The organism is Intrasporangium sp. (genome assembly GCF_035280925.1).
Taxonomy (GTDB): Bacteria; Actinomycetota; Actinomycetes; order Actinomycetales; family Dermatophilaceae; genus Intrasporangium.
The window spans coordinates 1-2,530 of sequence record NZ_DATEEY010000147.1; the positions used below are offsets into that span (position 1 = coordinate 1).

The window sequence follows — 2,530 nt, forward strand, 5'->3', positions numbered from 1 at the left end:
CCACCGACGGCGCCGTAGAACGAGTAGAAGCCGGTCACGTGCGCGTAGAGCGGACCCTGGGGGTACACCCGCTGGAACTTGAACTGGTCGTCGCTCGGAGTGGACTCCGCGATCGGGGTCTGGCCGACGAGGATGTCACCGCGCTCGCGGGCGTACGTCGAGAGCAGCGTGCGGCGGTTGTCGGGACGGGCGTTGAGGTCGGCTGCGAAGACGTACTGGATGAGCGTCGTCGAGACGAGGAGCGAGGCGAACAGCGTCGCGACCACGAGGGAGAGCCGGCGAACGGGGGCGTTCACCGCACCTTCACCACCTCGGTGCGCGCCTCGGCGACCGGGCTCGGGCCGCTGGCTTCCGGGAGCGGGCGGCGCGCGTGGTCCGAGATGCGCAGCAGGATCGCGACGAGGGTCCAGTTGGCCAGGAGCGAGGAGCCCCCGGAGGACAGGAACGGCATCGTGAGCCCGGTCAGGGGGATGACCCTGGTCACTCCGCCGACGACCACGAAGCACTGGAGCGCCAGCGAGAAGGACAGGCCTGCTGCGAGCAGCTTCCCGAAGCCGTCCCGGGTGCCGAGCGAGGTCCTCAGGCCACGCTCCACGAGCAGCCCGTAGAGCACGACGATGGCGAAGAGCCCGATGAGCCCGATCTCCTCGCCGAAGCTCGGGATGATGAAGTCGGACTCCGCGAAGTAGGTGAGGTCGGGTCTCCCGCGCCCGAGTCCCGTGCCGAACATCCCGCCCGACGCCATGCCCATGAGCCCCTTGGCGAGCTGGTCGGACGCTGCCAGCGCCTCGGGGCTGAAGGTGTCCAGCCAGAGCAGCACCCGGGTCTGCACGTGGCCGAAGATGAGGTATGCCGTGTAGGCGCCGATCCCGAAGAGGGTGAGGCCGATCGCGATCCAGGACACCCGCTCGGTGGCGACGTAGAGCATCGCGACGAAGAGGCCGAAGAAGAGCAGCGAGGAGCCGAGGTCCCGCTCGAAGACGAGCACGGCGAGGCTGGCGAGCCACGCCACGAGGATGGGGCCGAGGTCACGCGCCCGAGGCAGGGTCAGGCCGAGCACCTTCCGGCCGGCGACGGAGAGGGCGTCCCGGGTCTGCACGAGGTAGCCGGCGAAGAAGATCGCGAGGGCGATCTTGGCGAGCTCCCCGGGCTGGAAGGAGAACGGGCCGATCTGGATCCAGATGCGCGACCCGTAGATCGAGGTCCCGATGACCGGGAAGAGCGGGAGGACGAGGAGGAAGAAGCCGATTGCTCCGGCGAGGTAGGTGTAGCGCCGCAGGATGCGGTGGTCGCGCAGCATGACGAGGACGACGGCTGCGATGGCGACCGCGAGCGCGCTCCACATGAGCTGCCGCAGCGCGACGCCCTCGGTGATGGAGCGGTCGCTCGCCAGGTCGAGCCGGTGGAGCATGACGAGGCCGAGCCCGTTGAGCAGGGTGACGATCGGCAGCATCAGCGGGTCGGCGTACGACGCCCGCCAGCGCAGGACGAGGTGGAAGGCCACCGCGACACCGAGGTAGCCGCCGCCGAGGGCGAGCAGGGCCGGCGGGACGGTGCCCGACGTGGCGAGGCCGACGTTGACGTAGGCGAGCATGACGATCGCGACCGCGGCAATGAGGAGCACGAGCTCGACGTTGCGGCCCCGGCGAGGGGTGTAGGACGAGATGACGCTCATGAGCGCACCTCCGTCGACGTGGGAGATGGCTGCGGGACGCCGGTGCGGCCGGGCGACGGCATCGGCGTGAATGTGGGCGCGCCGGTGCCGGACGGGGTCGCCGTGCCGGACGGGCTCGGACTCGGGCTCGCCAGCGGAGTGGTCCACGTGGACGCGACGGTCCGGCACGTCTCACCGTTCGTGCGAGCCCAGCGACACGCCGCCGCCTGCACCCGGAGGTCACCCACCCGGGCGTCGGCGGCAGCCCGGTCATCGACCGCGATGCCGCTCTGCAGGCTCGCCTGGTACGAGGGGGGCAGGTCGTCGACGGCGATCGTCGTCTCGTACTGGGCGCTCGAGAGGGCGACCGGCCCGACCGTCTGGTCGACGCCGCGGAACACGGTGACGACGCCGTCCTGCTCCGCGAGGAAGTACCGCTGCTGGGACCAGGCGTACGCGGCATACGACCCGCCGGCAAGCACCACGGCGGTGACGACGAGGAGGGCGGCCACCCGGAGGACGGTGGTGCGCCGCGACCGAGGCCCCTCCTCGGCGAGCATCACGCCGTCGTCCGGCTCACGGTCACCCCTCGTGGCGGCCGCGGTGAGGGCGGCGGCCTTCGCGGCAGGCGTCGTGGGGATGGGCCGCGTGCCCCTCTCGCGCACGGCGGCAGCGCCGACGACCTGCGGCTGGGTGGGCGGCGTCATCGTCCGGTTGATGTCGACGAGGTCGCCGACGACGACCGTCACGTTGTCGGGCGCCCCGGCCCGCAGGGCCAGGCTGACCAGCCGGTCGGCGCACTCGCCGGGGTCCTTCTCCGTCGTGAGGATCTCGTCGACGGTGTCGCGGGCGACGTAGTCGGTGAGGCCGTCGGAG

The 2,530-nt window shown here is 71.4% G+C and carries 2 protein-coding genes and 1 pseudogene; all 3 read right to left on the reverse strand.

Annotated features, from left to right (window positions below; translation table 11 throughout):
- A pseudogene (locus tag VJN29_RS13810) lies at positions 1–296 on the reverse strand (penicillin-binding protein 2); the annotation flags it as partial.
- On the reverse strand, positions 293–1,675 hold the full coding sequence (locus tag VJN29_RS13815; RefSeq protein WP_324144209.1) for an FtsW/RodA/SpoVE family cell cycle protein: 1,383 nt from the start codon (positions 1,673–1,675) through the stop codon (positions 293–295). The gene VJN29_RS13815 and the pseudogene VJN29_RS13810, both read right to left, overlap by 4 nt.
- Positions 1,672–2,530 (reverse strand): PP2C family protein-serine/threonine phosphatase (locus VJN29_RS13820; RefSeq protein ID WP_414654375.1); only part of this gene is annotated, 859 nt, incomplete at its 5' end. The genes VJN29_RS13815 and VJN29_RS13820, both read right to left, overlap by 4 nt.

Coding starts and splice junctions, on each gene's coding strand:
- VJN29_RS13815 (WP_324144209.1), bottom strand. CDS start 1,675: ATGAGCGTCATCTCGTCCTACACCCCTCGCCGGGGCCGCAACGTCGAG.